At 60.5% G+C, this 18,951-nt stretch carries 21 protein-coding genes; all 21 read left to right on the top strand.

Annotated elements, in window-relative coordinates:
- Positions 1-147 precede the first annotated feature (147 nt).
- The 21 genes from HX773_RS05935 to HX773_RS05835 all read left to right on the top strand — a co-directional run bounded on the left by HX773_RS05935 (position 148) and on the right by HX773_RS05835 (position 18,928).
- Positions 148-579 (top strand): MarR family winged helix-turn-helix transcriptional regulator, encoded by a 432-nt coding sequence (locus HX773_RS05935; protein ID WP_101760893.1) that lies wholly within the window; start codon positions 148-150, stop codon positions 577-579.
- A gap of 2 nt (positions 580-581) precedes the next feature.
- Positions 582-2,249, top strand: a complete 1,668-nt coding sequence (locus HX773_RS05930) for an MFS transporter (protein ID WP_176970813.1) — start codon at positions 582-584, stop codon at positions 2,247-2,249.
- The gene (locus tag HX773_RS05925) at positions 2,246-3,337 is read left to right on the top strand and encodes an HlyD family secretion protein (RefSeq protein WP_176970812.1); all 1,092 of its coding nucleotides are present in this window, start codon (positions 2,246-2,248) and stop codon (positions 3,335-3,337) included. Before HX773_RS05930 ends, HX773_RS05925 begins: the two co-directional genes overlap by 4 nt.
- A complete protein-coding gene (locus HX773_RS05920) occupies positions 3,334-4,704 on the top strand; it encodes an efflux transporter outer membrane subunit (RefSeq protein WP_176970811.1) in 1,371 nt (456 codons plus the stop codon). The genes HX773_RS05925 and HX773_RS05920 overlap by 4 nt, the downstream gene beginning before the upstream one ends.
- 234 nt (positions 4,705-4,938) lie before the next feature.
- A complete protein-coding gene (locus tag HX773_RS05915) occupies positions 4,939-5,328 on the top strand; it encodes a hypothetical protein (RefSeq protein ID WP_176971006.1) in 390 nt (129 codons plus the stop codon).
- A gap of 189 nt (positions 5,329-5,517) precedes the next feature.
- The gene (locus HX773_RS05910) at positions 5,518-6,255 is read left to right on the top strand and encodes a beta-ketoacyl synthase chain length factor (RefSeq protein WP_176970810.1); all 738 of its coding nucleotides are present in this window, start codon (positions 5,518-5,520) and stop codon (positions 6,253-6,255) included.
- A complete protein-coding gene (locus tag HX773_RS05905) occupies positions 6,245-7,042 on the top strand; it encodes a 1-acyl-sn-glycerol-3-phosphate acyltransferase (RefSeq protein ID WP_176970809.1) in 798 nt (265 codons plus the stop codon). The genes HX773_RS05910 and HX773_RS05905 overlap by 11 nt, the downstream gene beginning before the upstream one ends.
- A gap of 3 nt (positions 7,043-7,045) precedes the next feature.
- The gene (locus HX773_RS05900) at positions 7,046-7,303 is read left to right on the top strand and encodes a phosphopantetheine-binding protein (RefSeq protein WP_007887282.1); all 258 of its coding nucleotides are present in this window, start codon (positions 7,046-7,048) and stop codon (positions 7,301-7,303) included.
- An 11-nt stretch (positions 7,304-7,314) separates the two neighbouring features.
- Complete coding sequence (locus tag HX773_RS05895; RefSeq protein ID WP_101760886.1) at positions 7,315-7,569, top strand: acyl carrier protein; 255 nt, start codon at positions 7,315-7,317, stop codon at positions 7,567-7,569.
- 4 nt (positions 7,570-7,573) lie between these two features.
- A complete protein-coding gene (locus tag HX773_RS05890; protein WP_176970808.1) occupies positions 7,574-8,128 on the top strand; it encodes a hypothetical protein in 555 nt (184 codons plus the stop codon).
- Positions 8,125-9,453 (top strand): AMP-binding protein, encoded by a 1,329-nt coding sequence (locus HX773_RS05885; protein ID WP_176970807.1) that lies wholly within the window; start codon positions 8,125-8,127, stop codon positions 9,451-9,453. The genes HX773_RS05890 and HX773_RS05885 overlap by 4 nt, the downstream gene beginning before the upstream one ends.
- Complete coding sequence (locus HX773_RS05880) at positions 9,440-9,787, top strand: beta-hydroxyacyl-ACP dehydratase (RefSeq protein ID WP_176970806.1); 348 nt, start codon at positions 9,440-9,442, stop codon at positions 9,785-9,787. Before HX773_RS05885 ends, HX773_RS05880 begins: the two co-directional genes overlap by 14 nt.
- Positions 9,781-11,475 (top strand): glycosyltransferase family 2 protein, encoded by a 1,695-nt coding sequence (locus tag HX773_RS05875; RefSeq protein ID WP_176970805.1) that lies wholly within the window; start codon positions 9,781-9,783, stop codon positions 11,473-11,475. The genes HX773_RS05880 and HX773_RS05875 overlap by 7 nt, the downstream gene beginning before the upstream one ends.
- Positions 11,468-11,884, top strand: a complete 417-nt coding sequence (locus HX773_RS05870; RefSeq protein WP_176970804.1) for a thioesterase family protein — start codon at positions 11,468-11,470, stop codon at positions 11,882-11,884. Before HX773_RS05875 ends, HX773_RS05870 begins: the two co-directional genes overlap by 8 nt.
- The gene (locus tag HX773_RS05865; protein WP_370463588.1) at positions 11,884-12,492 is read left to right on the top strand and encodes an outer membrane lipoprotein carrier protein LolA; all 609 of its coding nucleotides are present in this window, start codon (positions 11,884-11,886) and stop codon (positions 12,490-12,492) included. The genes HX773_RS05870 and HX773_RS05865 overlap by 1 nt, the downstream gene beginning before the upstream one ends.
- Positions 12,458-14,779: an MMPL family transporter gene (locus HX773_RS05860; protein WP_176970803.1), complete on the top strand. Its 2,322-nt coding sequence runs from the start codon at positions 12,458-12,460 to the stop codon at positions 14,777-14,779. Before HX773_RS05865 ends, HX773_RS05860 begins: the two co-directional genes overlap by 35 nt.
- Positions 14,776-15,348 carry a DUF3261 domain-containing protein gene (locus HX773_RS05855; protein ID WP_176970802.1) on the top strand — a complete coding sequence of 191 codons (573 nt, stop codon included), beginning with the start codon at positions 14,776-14,778 and terminating at the stop codon, positions 15,346-15,348. Before HX773_RS05860 ends, HX773_RS05855 begins: the two co-directional genes overlap by 4 nt.
- Positions 15,345-16,502, top strand: a complete 1,158-nt coding sequence (locus HX773_RS05850; protein WP_176970801.1) for a beta-ketoacyl-[acyl-carrier-protein] synthase family protein — start codon at positions 15,345-15,347, stop codon at positions 16,500-16,502. The genes HX773_RS05855 and HX773_RS05850 overlap by 4 nt, the downstream gene beginning before the upstream one ends.
- Positions 16,495-16,968, top strand: coding sequence for a 3-hydroxy-fatty acyl-ACP dehydratase (locus tag HX773_RS05845; protein WP_176970800.1), 474 nt, complete (start codon positions 16,495-16,497; stop codon positions 16,966-16,968). Before HX773_RS05850 ends, HX773_RS05845 begins: the two co-directional genes overlap by 8 nt.
- Positions 16,965-17,696 (top strand): 3-ketoacyl-ACP reductase FabG2, encoded by a 732-nt coding sequence (locus tag HX773_RS05840; RefSeq protein ID WP_176970799.1) that lies wholly within the window; start codon positions 16,965-16,967, stop codon positions 17,694-17,696. The genes HX773_RS05845 and HX773_RS05840 overlap by 4 nt, the downstream gene beginning before the upstream one ends.
- Positions 17,693-18,928, top strand: coding sequence for a beta-ketoacyl-ACP synthase (locus tag HX773_RS05835; RefSeq protein WP_176970798.1), 1,236 nt, complete (start codon positions 17,693-17,695; stop codon positions 18,926-18,928). Before HX773_RS05840 ends, HX773_RS05835 begins: the two co-directional genes overlap by 4 nt.
- The last annotated feature ends 23 nt before the right edge of the window (positions 18,929-18,951 follow it).

The raw sequence follows: 18,951 nt of genomic DNA, 5'->3' as shown, positions 1-18,951 counted from the left end.
CGAGTTGTACAACTGATAAAGAAAGCTGGAGAATTTTTGCCCTGACAACTACGTTTTCAGGTGTAAGCAAAATTTTCATTGGCGAGCGGCTTACCCTATAATAACGCTCCCGTTTAGTTAGATACCTAACCATTAGGCCACTACGTTTTGAGCGACTATCCCCAACCCTTTTCTCGTTTGCTGCATCTCACCGCGCACGCGTGGCGTTTGGCTGTCGATCGTCGCCTTAAAGAGAGCGGATTGAGTATGAGCAGCTGGATGGCGATTGCCAGCGTGGCCACCGCCGCCGAGCCGCCAACGCAAAAAGCGCTGGCGCAGTTGCTGGGTCTGGAAGAGGCCAGCGTCGTGCCGCTGGTGGATCGTCTGGTGAAGCAGCAACTGCTGGCGCGCGTACAGCCGCCGGAAGATCGCCGCAAGCGCCTGCTGATTCTGACGGAGCAGGGCAGCGTGGCCTTTGCCGAAGTGAAAACGCAGGCCGATGCGCTCCGTGCGCAGTTGCTGGCGGATATCGATCCTGCATCGCTGGCGATAACGGAACAGGTGCTGCAACAGCTGCTCGCACGCTTGGGAAGCGTCTAACCGTGGCAAAACGTAATCCTTATGCCCAACGCGAATGGCTGCCGCATGAAAAGCCGATGCTGCCGGGCTCGCCCTCCACGCCGCTGCATTCGCCCTCGAAGCGCATCGCGTTTGGCATTATTGGCTTATTGATCTCGATTACCGGCGCGCTGAGTAACGCGCTGGTCTCTGCCAACCTCACCAATCTGCAAGGCACCTTCGGCGCATACAGCAATGAGATCGCCTGGCTGCCCGCGGTATATGTGATGGGCAACATCTCCATCAACCTGCTGCTGGTGAAGTTCCGCCAGCAGTTTGGTCTGCGGCTGTTCACCGAAGCGTTTCTGGTGTTGTATGTGATAGTTGCGTTTTTCCACCTGCTGGCTAACGATCTCAGCTCGGCGATTATTGTGCGCACCGCGCACGGCATGGTCGGCGCGGCGCTCAGTTCGCTCGGCATCTATTACCAGATTCAGGCGTGGCCGGCGAAGCATCGGCTTAAAGCCCTGGTGATTGGCATCACCGCATCGCAGCTGGCGATTCCGCTGGCACGATTGTTCTCCACCGAACTGCTGCAGCTGCAAGAGTGGCGCGGTTTGTACCTGTTTGAACTCGGTCTGGCGATGATCTCGCTGGGCTGCGTGCTGGTGGTGAAACTGCCGCCTGGCGACCGCATCAAAGCCTTTGAAAAGATGGATTTCCTCACCTTTATGCTGATGGCGCCGGGCATGGCGCTGCTGTGCGCGGTACTGTCGCTGGGCCGCATCGAATGGTGGTTCAGCACGGCGTGGCTTGGTGTGGCATTGGCGCTGGCGCTGGTATTGATCGTCGCGGCGATCGTCGTCGAGCACAATCGCAAGAATCCGTTGCTGAATACCCGCTGGCTCAGCAACGGCACGATTGTGCGGCTGGGTATTGTGATGATCATGATGCGTATTCTGCTGGCCGAGCAAAACACCGGCGCGGTCGGTTTTCTGCAGCAACTCGGCTTACTCAACGATCAGATGCGCGGCCTGGCGTTAGCGATCATTGCCGGTGTGATTTGCGGCATGATTGCCAGCGCGTTGACCATCAAACCCACGCATCTGAGCTGGCCAATTGTCGCGTCGCTGGTGGTGATGATCGTCGCCTCGCTGATGGATGCGCAATCCAACCCGCTGACGCGCGCCCACAATCTCTACTTCAGCCAGTTTTTACTCGGCTTCGGCAGCGCCTTCTTCCTCGGGCCCGCCATGCTGCTGGGAATTGGCGGCGTGGTGACGCAGCCGAAAAATCTGGTCAGCTTCTCGGTGCTGTTCGGCATGAGCCAGAACTTAGGCGGCCTGATCGGCGCGGCCATTCTCGGCACCTTCCAGACGTGGCGCGAAAAGTATCACTCCAGCCTGTTGGGCGATCAGCTGTCGCAGCTGGATCCCAACGTGACCGAACGCCTCAGCCAGTACAGCTCGCTGTTCAGCAGCCAGTTGCCGGATAGCGTGCTGCTCAGCGCGCAAAGCAGCAGCCAGCTGCAAACGGTGGCGACGCTGCAAGCCAACGTGCTGGCCTATAACGACACCTATCTTCTTACTGCCGCGCTGGCTTTCATCACCTTAATCTGGGTGCTGTATCGCCTGACGCGCTTACGCTATATCAACTGGCGTCAGACTAAAATGAATGCGGCACAACCAGTAACCCCGACGGAGAATTCATGAGCCAACAGGACGACATTCAGGCGGCGGAGCGCGAGCGCACCAACCGCCGACGCATTCTTTCCATCGCCGCTGGCAGCGGCATTGTTATCGTCGGCGTGCTGGTGATTCTCTATGCCTGGCAGCTGTGGCCGTTCACCAGCACCGTTCAGTCAACGGAAAACGCCTACGTGCGCGGCCAGGTAACCTTTATTAGCCCGCAGGTGAATGGCTATCTGACCGAAGTGAACGTGGTGGATTTGCAGCCGGTGACCAAAGGCCAGCTGCTGATGACCATCGACGATCGGATCTATCGTCAGCGCGTGCATCAGGCGCAGGCGCAGCTGGATATGAAAATCGCCGCGCAGAATAATAACCAGCAGCAGCGTAAAAGTGCCGAAGCCAACATTCTCAGCAACAAAGCGGCGCTGGAAAATGCCAAAGCGCAGGCGCTGAAAAGCAGCCTCGATCTCAAGCGGGTCGAGAATCTGGCGGCTGACGGCTCGCTGTCGGTACGTGAGCGCGACGCCGCGCGCGCGGCGAATGCCCAGGCGCAGGCGCAGTTGCGTCAGGCGGATGCGCAGGTCGCCGTTTCACAACAGAATCTGCAAACCGTGGTGGTGAATCGCGCGTCACTGCAAGGCGATGTTGCCAGTGCGCAGGCGGCGTTGGAGTTGGCAAACATCGACCTGGCGAATACGCGCATCATCGCGCCAGACAGCGGCCAGCTTGGTCAGCTGTCGGTGCGCAAAGGCAGCTATGTGACCGCCGGCACACGTTTGACTTCGGTGGTGCCTGAAAACAAATGGATCATCGCCAATTTCAAAGAAACCCAGCTGGCGCGCGTACGTCCCGGCTTGCCGGTGAACATTCGCGTCGATGCGCTGGACGGTAAGCACTACGATGGTCGCGTCGAGTTTATTTCACCTGCCGCCGGTTCCGAATTCAGCGCTATCTCGCCGGATAACGCCACCGGCAACTTTGTGAAAATTGCCCAGCGCATTCCGGTGCGCATCAAAATTCTTAACGACGATCTGCATGCGCTTCGTCCGGGCATGTCGGTGGAAGTGAGCATTGATACCGCCGCAGAGCCGCACAAGGATGCGCCATGAAGCGCGTACTGTTTGCCACCTGCGTGGCATTGATGGTAGGCGGCTGTGCAACGGAAGTGGAAAAAGCGCCTTCATCGTTGCCGATTCCTGATAGCTGGCGTCAGCAGGTGGGCCCGTATGCGTTGCCCGAGGCGCAATGGTGGCAGAACTTCGGCGATGCCCATCTCAATCGCCTCGTCACGCAGGCGTTGCAGCACAACAGCGATGTCCTCACCGCACGTTCACGCGTGGATCAATACCGTGCCGAGTTGCGTGCCGCGCAGGGCGATAATTTCCCGACGTTGTCGGCGGGCGTTGCGGCTACGCATCAACGTGCGCTGTCAGCGGCGACCGGTCAGCCGTATGAAAACGCGGTATTTCAGGGATTGCTGCAGGCCAACTACGAGGTGGATTTATGGGGCAGCCGCAGCAACAGCATTCGCGCCGCAGAAGCTTCGCTGGATGCGCAGCGTGCCGCCGCGTCTGCCGCTGAGCTAACCGTCGCCAGTTCGGTAGCATCGGGTTATCTCAGCCTGTGCGCGCTGGATGAACAGCTGCGCGTCACTCAGGCGACGCTGGCGACGCGTGAAAACTCGCTCAATCTGGCGCAGCGTCAGTTTGAAACCGGCTACACCTCGCGCCTCGAATGGATGCAGGCCGCCTCGGAATATCAAACCGCCAAAGCGCAGATCCCGCAGTTGCAGCATCAGATCGAGCAGCAAGAGAACGCGCTCAGCGTGCTGGTGGGCATGAACCCGCGCCAAATCGCGCGCAGCAGCCAGTTCGACCACATCAAGCCGCAAACCTTGCCATCGCTGCTGCCGTCGCAGCTGCTGAATCGCCGTCCGGATATTGTGCAGGCGCAGCGCCAGCTGCTGGCCGCCGACGCTTCACTGGCCTCAACCCAGGCCAAACTGTTGCCGTCGCTTAATCTCACCGCCAGCGGCACCTTGCAAAGCAGCGAACTGCATCAGCTACTGGATAATCCGTTCCGCCTGTGGAGCATTGGCGGCAGCATTCTGGCTCCGCTGTTGAATCGCGAAGCGCTGACTGCTCAGGTGGATGTGGCGATGGCGACGCGTAATCAGGCGCTGTACGGTTACGAAAAAGTGGTGCGTAACGCCTTCTCCGATGTGGATAACGCGCTGGATGCCATTCGCCGCAGCGAGGAGCAGCTGGTGGAGTTGCAGAAACAGGAGAGCTACGTGGCGGAAGCGTATCGCATTGCCCACAACCGTTACCAAAACGGTTACGCCTCTTATCTGGATGAGCTGGACGCCCAGCGCACGCTGTTCAGCACCCAGCTGAATATCGTGTCAGTGAAAAATACGCTGCTGTTAGCGCAAATCGATCTTTATCGTTCGCTCGGTGGCGGCTGGCAGGGTTAAACATCATGTCGCAAGGCCATTTTTCGGTAGAAATTCCGCCGTAAAACGGCCTGCGTCTGGTTTTAAATCGGCAGTAAACGATTCTAAAGTGATTCATGCTTCTTTTTACTTGTCTTTACAAATAATGTTATTATCCGCCCGCTTTACACAGTCTGAACGGAACAGTGTTGGTAAGTTTACCAGCGCGGTCGCTCACCCAGGCGGCTTGCAAAGACAGGGGAAGAAAAGGAAATGATGAATAAAAAAATCGGTTTTGCGTTGTTAGTTACTGCGGTCCTGTTAACCGGCTGTGCACCGCGTACCGCGCCTATCCAGAATGTGAGCCAGGCCGTGGGTCAGAGCTACTCGGATGATCAAATGAAGCAAGCCATCGTCCAGGCGGGTGCCGCTAACCATTGGGTGATGACGCCAGCCGGTCCGGGCGTGATGAATGGTCACCTGGCCGAGCGCGGACATACCGCGGATATTCGCGTGAACTACACCGCGAACAGCTATCAAATCCAGTATGTCAGCAGCCAGAATCTGAAAGCAGGCAGCGGTCAGATTCACCGCAACTACAATCGCTGGATTCAGAACCTGAGCCAGGGCATCCAGACGCGTCTGGCGGTCGAAGCCGCTAAATAAGCGCGAAGCGTGATTGCTGACATAATGTTGTAAAGTTAGCCGTAACGCTGCCGAAATAGAAACAGGCGGGCCAAGTGCCCGCCTTGTTAATCGGCGACATCCGCATGGGATGACGGGTATAGAGAGCAAGGAAGGGATGCCGCGCAGCGAAAAACTGACCATCCCTGAGGCTGAAGAAAGAATACAGGTATGAAACTCGCTTACTCCCTTGTTGACTGGCACGCCATCGCGCCGGGCAACAGCACCGCAGAAGAGTGGCAACGCTGGGCGCAACAGGCACCGGCGTTAGAGGCCACGCAACCTATCGCGAAACCCCAATTTTTGCCGATGATGACCGCGCGTCGTCTCAGCGCCGGCAGCCGTGCGGCGGTTGAGTGCGGGCTGGCGTTATTGGCGCGGCAAAGCGTGGACGCCATCGTCTTCACCAGTCGCCACGGCGAACTGGAACGCAATCTGCGCATTCTCACCGCGCTGGCGGAACAGCAAGCGCTGTCGCCCACCGATTTCGCCATGTCGGTCCACAACTCAGCGGTGGGAAGTTTGACCATCGCCGCGCGTCAGCCGCTGGTTTCATCCTCGGTTTCGGCCGGTATCGATAGCTTCCAGCAAGGATTGATAGAAGTGGCGGCGCTGCATCAGGCGGGTTACGCGCAGGTGCTGCTGGTGGATTTTGACGGCGTGGTGCCGGATTACTACCGTCCGTGGCTGCCGGAAATCGAGCGTTTTAATGCGCCGTACGCGGTAGCGCTGCTGCTGCGCGCGGGCGAGGCGTGGCGCTGCAAAGCGCAGGCCGGCAAACCCGCTGAGCCGCACAACCCTCTGCCGCAAAGTCTGCAATTTCTGGCGGCGATGCTGCACAACACGCCACGTTTTAGCGTGGCCGGCGAGCGCCATCAGTGGCACTGGGAGCGTCTGCATGGTGGATAATTCGCTGACCGAGGCGCGTCCCGGTTTCAACTATTACTGGCGGCTGGTGATGACCGCCGTCAGCTTCACGCTGTTCAGCGTGGGCGGCCTGTTACTGTCGCTGATCTGGTTCAATCTGCTGTTGCTGGTGCAGCGCGATGGCCTGCGTCGTCGCCAAATCGCCCGCAGCAGCATCGCCTGGAGCTTCCGCTGCTTCCTGCGTTTCTGCCGCTTTGTCGGGGTTTACGATTACCAGATCGTTGGCGCAGAACAGCTGCGCCAGGATCGCGGCTGCCTGATCGTCGCCAACCATCCTTCACTGATCGATTACGTGATGATCGCCTCGGTGCTGCCGGAGATGGATTGCCTGGTGAAAGCCGAGCTGCAGCACAACATTTTCTTCCGTGGCGTGATTCGCGCCGCCGATTACCTGATTAACAGCGAAGCCGATACGCTGCTGCCGGATAGCCAGCAGCGGCTGGCGCGCGGCGATACCATCCTGATTTTCCCGGAAGGCACGCGCACACGTTATGGTGAGCCGCTGAAGCTGCAACGCGGTGCCGCCAACATTGCGGTGCGCGCGGGCTGCGATCTGCGCGTGGTGCACATCAGCTGCACCGAGCGCATGCTCGATAAGCAAAGCCGCTGGTATCAGATTCCGCTGGTTAAACCGATTTTTACTGTACGCGTACAATCGCGTATTGCCAGCCACGCCTTTTGTGAAGCCGAAGAGGATGCGCAGCCGCTGGCCGCACGTCGTCTGACGCGTCATCTGCAACAGGCGCTGGTGCCTGACGAGACCAACTAAGTTATGCAAGTACTGATTAACGACATCAAACAGATGATTATCGACACGCTGAATCTGGAAGACATCAGCCCTGACGACATCGAAACCGACGCACCGCTGTTTGGCGAGGGGCTGGGCCTCGATTCAATCGATGCGCTGGAGCTGGGACTGGCGGTGAAAAATCGCTTCGGCGTACAGCTCTCCGCCGAGAGCGAAACGCTGCGCGCGCACTTTTTTTCCGTGGCTACCCTGGCCGCGTTTGTTGAACAACAGCAAGCCTGAGAACAGTCAACATGATGAACAAAAACGAAATTTACCAGGAAGTGGCTTCGCTGCTCACCTCGCTGTTTGAAATTGAGCCGGATGATATTCGCCCGGACGCCCGCCTGTATGAAGACCTCGAGCTGGATAGCATCGATGCGGTCGATATGGTGGTGCATCTGCAAAAGCGCACTGGCCGTAAGATCAAGCCGGAAACCTTCCGCGCGGTGCGTACCGTGCAGGACGTGGTGGATGCCGTCGACCAACTGATGCGCGACGAAGCCTGATCGCATGCTGCTGCGGCTGCTAAACGGAGCGGCGCTGCTGGCGTGGCCGTTTCTGGTGTGGTTAACCCTCACCCAGCCACAGTGGCGCGGCGTGACGGGCCTGCTGGCGCTGCTGTTTGTGCTGCGCGTCTGGACGCTGCGCCGCGCCGCCGGGCCGATGGCGCGCGTGATGCTGCTGCTGGCGCTGGTGGGCAGCGCATTATGCCTCGCCAGTCTGCTGCTGCGATCGCAGCATCTGCTGCTGTGGTATCCGCTGGTGGTCAATGCATTGATGCTGCTGCTGTTTGGCGCGTCGCTGTGGAGCCCAATGCCGCTGGTAGAGCGGCTGGCGCGGCTGCGCGAACCGGATCTGCCGCCGCGCGCGGTGCGTTATACCCGCCGCGTGACGCAAGTGTGGTGCGGCTTTTTCATCTTCAACGGCAGCGTGGCGTTGCTCACCTGCCTGCTTAATGATGTCACGCTTTGGACACTCTGGAATGGGTGCATCAGCTATCTGCTGATGGGCACGCTGATGGGCGGCGAATGGCTGCTGCGTCAGCGCATAAGGAAACAGGCATGAACCTACATAGCCTCCGCGACTGGCTCAGCGCGCCGGATCGCATTGTGGCCTGGCACGGCCAACAGCAACATACGCTGCATTCCTTGCGTCAGCAGGTGCAGGCGCTGGTCGATCGGCTGCAAAACCAGCCCGGCCACTATTGGGCGCTGTGCTTTGATAACAGCTATGCGTTTACCGCCGCGCTGCTGGCGCTGTGGCACGCCGGTAAAACGCCGGTGATTCCCGGACACTGTCGCGCGGCCCAACTCGAAGAGATGGCCGACAGCCTGGATGGCGTGATCAGCGATATGCCGCTGACGGTCTCGCTGCCGCAGCTGCGCTGGGACGGCGCGCTGGCGAGCGGTGCGTTAGCGCCGATCGCCGCCGATGCCACGCTGGTGCTGTTCACCTCCGGTTCGACCGGCACGCCGCGTCGCGTGGTGAAATCGCTGCGCGCGCTGGATCTCGAAGCCCGCTGGCTCTACAGCTTGTGGGGCGCACGCTTACGCGATTGCCATGTGATTGCCTCCGTCAGCCATCAACATATGTATGGCCTGAGTTTTCGCATCGTGCTGCCAATGGCGTTGGGTTTACCCTTTGCCGCGCAGCAAATTTTCTACAGTGAACAGCTGGCCGATCAATCACCCGATCGTCGCTACGCGTTTATCAGCAGCCCGGCGTTTCTGCGGCGTCTCGATCCTGCGCTGGCCGGGCCGCGCTGCGAACTGATCGTCTCCGCCGGTGGCGCGTTGCCGTGGACGGCGGCGCAGCATGCGCAACAGGCGCTGAGCTGCACGGTTGATGAAATCTATGGCAGCACCGAAACCGGCGTGATTGGCTGGCGCTGCGCCCGCGAGGAGAACGCGCTGTGGCACTGTTTCCCGCAGATTACCCTGCGTGAGCAGGACGCTGGACGCTGGCGGGTGTTTTCCGCTTTGCTGGAAACCGATGCCGGTTGCGCGCTCGACGATCGCATTGTGCAGCAGCCGTCCGGCCAGTTTCAGCTGGCGGGTCGTCAGGATCGCGTGGTGAAGATTGAAGATAAGCGCGTGTCGCTGAGTGAAATTGAACGCCGCCTGCTGGCGTTGCCCGGCGTGGACGATGCCGCCGCGCTGGCGATTCAGCGTCACGGTCGTCATGCGATTGGCGTGGTGCTGGCGCTGCCCGAAATGCTGGATGCAGCAACGCTGCATCAGCTAAAAATTGAGTGGAAACGCGCGCTGCAACCCTGGCTGGAGCCGGTGGCGATGCCGCGCTACTGGCGCGTGGTGACGTCGATTCCTGTCACCGCACAAAGTAAACGCGCCTGGCCACAAATTGAGGAGTTATTTGATGCTGCCGGTTGAACTGCATGCCGAACAGCAGGGCGATGCACTGACATTGCGCCTGCACGTTGCCGCCGATCTGTTTTGGTTTCGCGGCCATTTCCCGACGCTGCCGATTCTGCCCGGCGTAGCGCAGCTCGACTGGGCGCTGCATTACGGCCTGACGCGTTTAGCCATCGGTAAATCTTTCGCCGCGATTGACAATATCAAGTTCCAGCAGCCGGTGCCGCCGGATGCCGAACTGGCGTTACAGCTGCAGTGGCAGGCAGAAAAATCGCTGCTCAGTTTCAGCTACAGCCTGATCAACGGCGACGTGGCGACGGTGGCCAGCAGCGGGAAGATCCGCCTGTGTTAAGCCCTGACTTCGCGCCCTGCGTACTGATTCCCTGCTATAACCACGGCGTGATGCTGGCGTCGGTGCTGGCGCGTCTGGCACCGTTCAACTTGCCGGTGATTCTGGTGGATGACGGCAGCGATGCCACCACCAAACAGCAGATTGCGGCGCTGGAGGCACCGCAGTTGCAGGTGCTGACGCTGCCCCACAATCAGGGCAAAGGCGCGGCGGTGATTGCCGGACTGCGCGCGGCAGCGGCAGCGGGTTATAGCCACGCGCTGCAACTGGATGCCGATGGTCAGCATCAGGTGGAAGACACGCCGCTCATGCTGGCCGAAGCGCAGCGTTATCCGCACTGTCTGATCTCCGGTCAGCCGCTTTACGACGCCTCGATTCCCAAATCGCGCCTCTATGGCCGCTATATCACCCATTTCTGGGTGTGGGTGGAAACGCTGTCGTTTTCGCTGAAAGACAGCATGTGCGGCTTCCGCGTCTATCCGCTCGCGCCGTCGCTGGCGTTGTGCGATCGCCGTCCGATTGGTCAGCGCATGGATTTCGACACCGAAATCATGGTGCGCCTCTATTGGCAGGGCACGCCGAGCCGTTTTATCACCACGCGCGTGACCTATCCGGCCAGCGGCGTGTCGCACTTTGACGCGCTGCGTGACAACCTGCGCATCTCGTGGATGCACACGCGGCTGTTCTTCGGCATGTTGCCGCGCATCCCGCAGTTGCTGCGTCAGCGTGGCGCTGCGCAACACTGGTCGGCAACGCCGGAACGGCGCGGGCAGAGCGGTTTGCGCTTTATGCTGTGGCTCTATCGCCGCGCCGGACGCTTACCTTTTATCTTGCTGCTGTGGCCGGTGGTGGCGGTTTACTGGCTAACCGGACGCACCGCGCGCGCCGCCTCGCAGCAGTGGCTGACGCGGGTACAAGCGGTGGCGCAGCAGCAGAACATCGCGCTGCCTGCGCCGCTCAGCAGCTATCGTCACTTTCTGCGTTTCGGCTACAGCATGCTGGATAAAGTTGCCAGCTGGCGCGGCGATCTGCAGTGGGGACGCGATATCGATTTCGCGCCCGGTGCGGAAGCCACCATTCGCGACGCCGAGGGCAAAGGCCATCTGATTCTGGCCTCGCATCTTGGTGATATCGAAGCCTGCCGCGCGATGGCCAAACAGGTCAGCGGATTGGTGATTAACGCGCTGGTGTTTACCGACAATGCGCAGCGCTTCCGCGAGGTGCTGGAGAGCATTGCGCCGCAGGCGGGCGTCAATCTGATGCCGGTCACCGATATCGGCCCGGACACCGCCATTCTGCTGCAGCAAAAACTCGATGCCGGTGAATGGGTGGCGATTGTCGGCGATCGCACCGCCGTGCATCGCCAGCGCGGCGGCGAGCGTCGCGTGGTGTGGAGTGAATTTATGGGCCATCCTGCACCGTTTCCGCAGGGGCCGTTTGTGCTGGCGGCAGCATTGCGCTGTCCGGTGCTGCTGATGTTCGCCTTGCGTGAACAGGGGCGATTGCGGGTGCACTGCGAAGCCTTTGCCGATCCGCTCTCGCTGCCGCGCGCCCAGCGCCAGCAGGCGTTACAAGCCACCGTCGATCGCTACGCCGAACGGCTACAACAGCACGCGCTGCTGGCGCCGCTGGACTGGTTTAACTTTTACGATTTCTGGACGTTGCCCGAGGAGAAAAGCCGCGATGAGTGAAAGCAACTACCGCGCTGAGGTGGAAATTACCGTGTCGTTTCACGACTGCGATCCGATGGGCGTGGTGTGGCACGGCAACTATTTCCGCTTTTTTGAAGTGGCGCGCGAAGCCTTGCTGCGCAGCGTCAATTACAGCTACGGCGAAATGGCCGCCAGCGGCTACGTCTGGCCGGTGGTCGATACCCATGTGAAATACCGCCAGCCGCTGCGCTGCGAAGAGGTGGTCCGCGTGGCGGCCAGTATCAGCGAATACGAAAACCGTTTACGCATCGATTACGTGATCCGCAACGCGGCGGGGCAGGTAACCACCAAAGCACACACGCTGCAGGTGGCGGTAAATGCGGCCACGCAGGAGATGTGTTTTGTCTCGCCCGCTATTCTGTTTGAACGCCTGGGAGTGAAACCGTGATCAGAACCCTTTGTCTGCTGCTGCTGGTGATCTGTGCCAATGCCAGCGCGGTCACGCTCGAGCAGCTGCAACAGCGCTTCGCCAGCCAGCCGGTGATCCGCGCCAATTTTGTTCAGGTGCGCACCATTGCCGGAATGGCGCAGCCGCTGGTGTCACGCGGTCAGCTGCTGATCGCCCAGCAGCAGGGTTTGTGGTGGCAGCAAGCCACGCCGTTCCCGCTGATGCTGATCCTCGATGATAAGCGCATGGTGCAGAGCATGAGCGGTCAGCCGCCGCAGGTGATCACCGCCGACAGCAATCCGCAGATGTTCCAGTTCAACCACCTTTTGCGCGCGCTGTTCCAGGCGGATGAAAAGGTGCTGCGCGAGAATTTTGAGCTCGATTTCCACGATCTTGGCAACAACCGCTGGCAGCTTGGCCTGACGCCGAAAGCCGCGCCGCTGAATAAGATCTTTAACCGTATCGATCTGCAAGGCGAGGCGTTTCTCAACCGCATCACGCTGGATGACAAGCAGGGCGACAAAACCGAGATCACCCTCAGCGCTACCCGCACCGAACCGAAACAGTTAACCGATGAAGAGCGAGCCCGTTTTGCCCCAGCGCAGTGAAAAAACCGTTGCGCTGCTGTGGCTGGCGGTGTGCCTGACATTAGCGGTGGCGCTGGCGATTTTACTGCCGCGCAGCCAGCTGAACAGCAGCGTGCTGGCGTTATTGCCGCAGCAGAATCTCGGCCAGGCGCCAGCGGAGATCCAGCACGGCTTTATGCAGCGCCTCGATCGTCAGCTGGTATGGCTGGTGAGCGCCAACGATCAAGACGGCGATGCGGTTGCGGCCTGGTGGCAAGCGCAGCTGCAAGCCTTGCCGATGCTGAAACAGGTGAGCGGCGAGCTGGATGATGATCAGATGCAGCGCTGGGGCGCCTACGCGTTTCAGCATCGCAACGGTTTGATCGACCCGGCCACGCGCGCGCGCTTACAGAACGGTGGCGGCGCGCAGGCCGACTGGATTCTGGCGCAGCTGTTCTCGGCCTTCGCGGGCGTCGGCAGCCAGGAGATCAGCCACGATCCGCTGCTGCTGGTGCGGGGCGCGCAACTGGCGATGCAGCAGAACGCCAACAACATGCTGCTGCATAACGGCTGGCTGACGGTCAAGGATGCGCAGCAGCGCCGCTGGTATTTCCTGCACGGCGAACTGGCGAGCAATGCTTTCAGTATCAAAGAGAGCCATCAGCTGGTGACCGCGCTTAATCAGCTGGAGCAACAGCTGAAAACCCGCTGGCCGGATGCGCAACTGCTGACGCGTGGCACGGTGCTGTTTAGCGACGATGCCAGCCAGCGCGCGCAGCATGATGTCGAAACACTTGGCAGCGCGACTTTGGCGGGATTGCTGCTGCTGGTGTGGCTGGTGTTCCGTTCATTACGACCGCTGGCGCTCTGTGCGCTGTCGGTGGCGATAGGTGCGATGGCGGGCACGGTGCTGACTTTGCTGTGTTTTGGTGAGTTGCATCTCACCACCTTAGTGATGAGCCTCAGCATTGTCGGTATTTCGGCCGATTATACGCTCTACTATCTAACCGAACGCATGGTGCACGGCGAGCAAGCCACGCCGTGGCAAAGCTTGCATAAGGTGCGCGGCACGCTGCTGCTGGCGCTCGGCACCACGGCGATTGCCTGGCTGCTGATGCTGCTGGCACCGTTCCCCGGCTTGCGCCAGCTGGCGGTGTTTGCCGCCAGCGGATTAAGCGCTTCCTGCCTGACGGTGATCTGTTTTTATCCGTGGCTGGTGCGCGGTTTGCCGGTGCGGCCCATTCCGGCGATGGTATGGCTGGCGCGCTGGCTGGCCGCGTGGCGGCGCAATAACTGGCTGAAGCGCGGCTTACCGGCGCTGGTGGCGATCTATGCGCTGAGCGGCATGCTACAACTCAAGGTCGATGATGATATTGCCCATCTGCAAAGCGCACCGGCGCAGCTGTTAGCACAGGATCGTCAGCTGGCGCAGCTCACCGGTCAGCAGGCCGATCAAACCTGGTTTGTGGTGTGGGGCGATGATGAACAGCAAGCGCTACAACGGCTGAGCGCGCTGGCACCGGAGCTTCAGCAGGCAAAGCAGCAAGGTTGGTTTAACAGTTATCGCGTGCTGCCGCTGAGTTCGCTGGCGCAGCAGCAGCAGGACGTAACGTTGCTACAGCAAGTCGCACCGACCATTCTGGACCGCTTGAAGCAGGCGGGCATCACGGTGGCGAATGCCAATCTCAACGCTATGCCGGTGACCGCCGCCGACTGGCTGGCGAGTCCGCTGAGTGAAGGCTGGCGGCTGCTGTGGCTGTCGCTGCCGGACGGACGCAGCAGCGTGCTGGTGCCGATCGGCGGCGTCAAAAACAGCGCCGCGTTGCAGCAGCTGGCATCCCAGCAGGCGGGCGTCAGTTGGGTCGATCGTAAGGCCAGCTATGATGAACTGTTCCGCTTCTGGCGCACGCTGCTGAGCGGATTGCTGGCGCTGGCATTATTGCTGATTACCGCCAGCTACATGCTGCGACTGGGGGTGAAAGCCGGGATGCGCAGCGCGCTGCCGTCGTGGCTGTCGCTGGCGGCGGCGCTGGCGACGCTGGGCTGGATCGGCGCGAGCCTCAATCTGTTTGCCTTGCTGGCGCTGATTCTGGTGCTGGGCATCGGCATCAACTACACGCTGTTCTTCAGCAATCCGCGTGGCACGCCGTTAACCTCAATGCTGGCGGTGACGCTGGCGATGATGACCACGCTGTTAACGCTCGGCATGCTGGTGTTCAGCAGCACCGCCGCCATCAGCGGTTTTGGTACCGTGCTGTGCAGCGGGATTTTTTGTGCATTCTTGCTGGCGCCGCTGGCGCTGGCTCCGGGGAAAAGGAAGCAACGATGAAAATGGGCATTTTGCTGCTGTTGAGCCTGCTGGTAAGCGGCTGCGCGCAGCATCAGAGCGACCTCAACCGGCCAACCGCGTGGCTGAAACCGGGCGTGCGCGTCACGCTGCCAGCGCCGGGCATCTCGCCCGCATTCCAGCAGCAGCAGTTGCTGACCGGCCACGCCAAAGGCAAAACCCAGTCGCTGCTGGTGTTGCTGAGCGCGGATTCACAGCAGCTGAGCCTCGCCGGTTTGTCATCGCTTGGCATTCGCCTGTTCCGCGTTACCTATGATAAAAACGGCATTCACACGCAGCAGATGATGGCGCTACCAGAAATGCCGCCCGCCAGTCAGGTGCTGGCGGATGTGATGCTGAGCCACTGGCCGATCAGCGCATGGCAGCCGCAGCTGCCGCGCGGCTGGACGCTGACCGATATCGACGATCGCCGCGAGCTGCGCGATCCCTCTGGCAAGGTGGTAACGCTGATTCGCTATCTGCAGCGCGGCGAGTTGCGTGAGCCGATCAGCATCGATCAACGTGCTTTTGGCTATCAGATTCAAATCCAACATCTGGATGCGTCATCATGATCTACATCTCCGCCTTTGGCATGGTGAATGCGCTGGGCAACGACCTGGCGCACATCGCCGCGCAGCTGCAAGCGGGCCACGCGCCCGGCATGCAACCGCGCGACGGCTGGCTGCAAGACGGCAAACGCTGCTGGCTGGGCGAGGTGCAGGGCGAATTGCCGCTGATTCCTGCCGCGTTGGCGGCGCATAACACCCGCAACAATCAGCTGCTGCTGGCCGCGCTGGCGCAGATGCGTCCGGCAGTGGATGCGGCCATTGCGCAATATGGGCGCGATCGCGTGGCGATTGTGCTTGGCACCAGCACCTCCGGCGTTGATGAAGGCGATCGTCAGGTGGATGGTGCATTGCCGGGCTACGATTACCGCATGCAGGAGCTCGGCGATCCATCGCGCTTCCTCGCACATTTTTTAGCGCTGGACGGTCCGGCTTACACCATTTCGACTGCCTGCTCATCCAGTGCGCGCGCGATAATCAGCGGCCAACGTTTGATTGACGCTGGTTTAGCGGATGTGGCGCTGGTGGGCGGCGCGGATTCGCTAAGCCGCATGCCGATTAATGGCTTCGCCAGCCTGGATTCACTTTCTGAACGTCACTGCGCGCCGTTTAGCGCCGATCGCGACGGCATTTCGATTGGTGAAGCTGCCGCGCTGCTGCTGCTGACGCGCGAAAAGCAGCCGCTGGCGCTGCTCGGCTGCGGTGAATCGTCGGACGCGTGGCACATGTCGGCACCGCATCCTGAAGGCGTCGGCGCCGAGCGCGCTATGCTGATGGCGCTGCAACAGGCGGGTTTACAGCCGCAGGATGTCGGTTACATCAATCTGCACGGCACCGCCACGCCGCTGAACGATCAGGTGGAATCTGCGGTGATTCATCGCCTGTTTGGCGATCGCGTGCCGTGCAGCTCAACTAAACACCTTACCGGCCACACGCTGGGCGCGGCGGGCGCCACCGAAGCGGCTTTAGCCGCACTGATTCTGCAGCAGCATCTGCCGCTGCCGCCGCAGGATTTCTCGCTGGCGGCACGCGATACCTCGCTGCCGGAGTGCGGTTTGATCACCGCGCCGCAGCCTTTGGCGCGCCCGGTGATTGCCTCAAATTCGTTTGCTTTTGGCGGGAACAATACCTGCCTGATTGTAGGAAAGCCTCATGAGTGATTTTCTGCCGGTTGATGCTTATCTGCCGCATCGCGCACCGATGCTGCTGCTGGATCGCGTCATCCAGGTCACCGACGACAGCGTGACCTGCGAAGTCTGTATCAACGCTACGGGCGTGCTGGCCCCTTTTCTCACCCCGCAGGGCGATTTGCCGGCGTGGTACGGCGTGGAAATCATGGCGCAGTCGGTTGGCGTCTGGTCGGGCTTTCATGCGCGTCAGCGCGGCGACAGTGAGATTCGTCCCGGCATGCTGCTTGGCGGACGCGGTTATCGTGCCAGCAGCGCCACTTTCGCCGCCAGCAGCACGCTGCGCGTTGAAATGCGCCTGCTGATGCGTGACGACCGATTGGGCAGCTTCGAAGGAGAGATCCGCTGCGGCGAGGCGATCATCGCCAGCGGGCGGCTGAATACCTATCAGCCCAATGAACACGAGTTAATTCAATTGCAACAAGGAGTTCAGCCATGACACGCAGCGTATTAGTGACCGGCGCCAGTAAAGGTATTGGCCGCGCCATCGCACTGCGTCTGGCGCAGGATGGCTTTGAAATGGTGGTGCATTATCACCGCGACAGCGCCGGTGCCGCGCAGACGCTGGCTGAGATTGAGGCGGCGGGCGGATGTGGACGCACCTTGCAGTTTGACGTGGCGCAGCGCGATGCCACACGCAGCGCGCTGGAACAGGATATCGCCGCGCACGGCGCCTATTACGGCGTGGTGAGCAATGCGGGCATCACGCGCGATGCGGCGTTTCCGGCGCTGACCGATGATGAGTGGGACAGCGTGATCCACACCAATCTCGACAGCTTCTACAACGTGATTCATCCGTGTGTGATGCCAATGATTGGCCTGCGCAAGGGCGGACGTATTATTACGCTCTCCTCGGTATCGGGGATCATGGGCAATCGCGGCCAGGTCAACTACAGCGCGGCCAAAGCCGGCATTATCGGTGCCACCAAAGCGCTGGCGATTGAGCTGGCGAAACGTAAAATCACCGTTAACTGCATCGCACCCGGCTTGATTGATACCGGCATGACCGATCTTGAGCCGCTGGTGATTGACGAGGCGATGAAGCTGATCCCGATGAAGCGCATGGGCGCGGCAGATGAAGTCGCCGGACTGGCCAGCTACTTAATGTCGGACATCGCGGGCTACGTCACGCGTCAGGTGATTTCAATCAATGGAGGTATGCTGTGATTCAGCGTGTAGTGGTAACCGGCATGGGCGGCGTGACCGCCTTTGGTGAGCGCTGGAGCGCAGTGGCTGAGCGGATCAAGCAGGGCAAAAATGCGGTGCGCCATATGCCGGAATGGCAGATTTACGACGGCTTGCATACGCTGCTCGGCGCGCCGGTGGACGACTTTACGCCGCCAGCACATTACACGCGCAAACGCATTCGCTCGATGGGGCGCGTTTCACTGATGGCGACGCGCGCCACCGAACTCGCGCTGGAGCAGGCCGGTTTGATCGACCATCCAGTGCTGACCAGCGGTGAAACCGGCATTGCCTACGGCTCCTCAACCGGCAGCACCGGACCGGTGAGTGAATTTGCCACCATGCTGACGGAAAAGCACACCAACAACATCACCGGCACCACTTACGTGCAGATGATGCCGCACACCACCGCCGTCAATGCGGGCCTGTTCTTTGGCCTGCGCGGCCGGGTGATCCCGACGTCCAGCGCCTGTACGTCGGGCAGCCAGGCGATCGGTTATGCGTGGGAAGCGATTCGCCACGGTTATCAAACCGTGATGGTGGCGGGTGGCGCGGAAGAGTTATGTCCATCCGAAGCGGCGGTGTTTGACACGCTGTTCGCCACCAGCCAGCGCAACGACGCGCCGCACACGTCGCCCGCGCCGTTCGACCAGCAGCGTGACGGTTTAGTGATTGGCGAAGGCGCGGGCACCTTGATCCTCGAATCGCTGGAACATGCGCAGGCGCGCGGAGCCACCATTTATGCCGAGCTGGTGGGTTTCCACACCAACTGCGATGCCGCACATATCACCCAGCCGCAGCGTGAAACCATGCAGATTTGTATCGAGCGCGCGCTGAAAACCGCCGGCGTCACGGCGGATCAGATTGGCTATATCAATGCCCACGGCACCGCCACCGATCGCGGCGATATCGCCGAGAGTCAGGCGACGGCGGCGATCTATGGCAACAGCACGCCAATCTCTTCGCTGAAAAGCTACTTTGGCCATACGCTGGGCGCGTGCGGCGCGCTGGAAGCCTGGATGAGCATTGAGATGATGCGCGAAGGCTGGTTTGCGCCGACGCTGAATCTGTCGCAACCGGCAGCGGAATGCGGTGAACTTGATTACATCATCGGCGCAGCGCGCCAGATTGAGACGGATTACATCCAATCCAATAACTTTGCGTTTGGCGGTATTAACACTTCGCTGGTGTTTAAACGCTGGCGCGATGGCTGATAGCAGGTCGCCATGAATGGCGA

It is taken from the genome of Pantoea sp. B9002 (assembly GCF_013385945.1).
Classification (GTDB): Bacteria; Pseudomonadota; Gammaproteobacteria; order Enterobacterales; family Enterobacteriaceae; genus Pantoea.
The sequence above is the reverse complement of the archived record's forward strand: the minus strand, read 5'-3'. Positions and strand labels throughout refer to the sequence as shown.